Origin of the sequence: Komagataeibacter intermedius TF2 (genome assembly GCF_000964425.1) — a bacterium.
In the GTDB taxonomy this organism is placed as follows: domain Bacteria; phylum Pseudomonadota; class Alphaproteobacteria; order Acetobacterales; family Acetobacteraceae; genus Komagataeibacter; species Komagataeibacter intermedius.
Window position 1 is genome coordinate 1 of sequence record NZ_BANF01000107.1, and the last position, 411, is coordinate 411.

1 pseudogene is annotated in these 411 nt (G+C 61.1%); it reads left to right on the forward strand.

The features are described 5' to 3' along the window. Nucleotide 1: 1 nt before the first annotated feature. A pseudogene (locus B7449_RS13130) lies at nt 2–337 on the forward strand (helix-turn-helix domain-containing protein); the annotation flags it as partial. Nucleotides 338–411 lie beyond the last annotated feature (74 nt).

Consider the following 411-nt stretch of genomic DNA (forward strand, 5'->3'; position numbering starts at 1 on the left):
GGTGGTGCTGAGTCCGCAGGCGCGGACGTTTCCTGAAGGGCAGGTCCGGCGTCACAAGGCGCCGCGGTCGTTGTCGGATCGCTGCCGGATGGTTCTGCTCTGCGCTGAAGGCTTGCAAAGCAAGGAAGTTTCTGCACGCCTGGGGGTGCATGAGCACACCGTCGGCAAATGGCGGCGGCGGTTTGTCGAAGATGGCATCGAAGGCCTGACCGACGAATACCGTGCCGGCCGGCCCCGCACGGTGTCGGATGCGCAGGTTACGCAGGTCATCGAGCGCACGCCGAACACAACGTCCAAAGACGCGACCCACTGGTCGATCCGTTCCATGGCCGCCGAGATCGAGAGTGTCCGATCTTCTGTGTATAACTGATCTGGTCCATACTTCACCGAAAGGAAGTATGAATGACCATC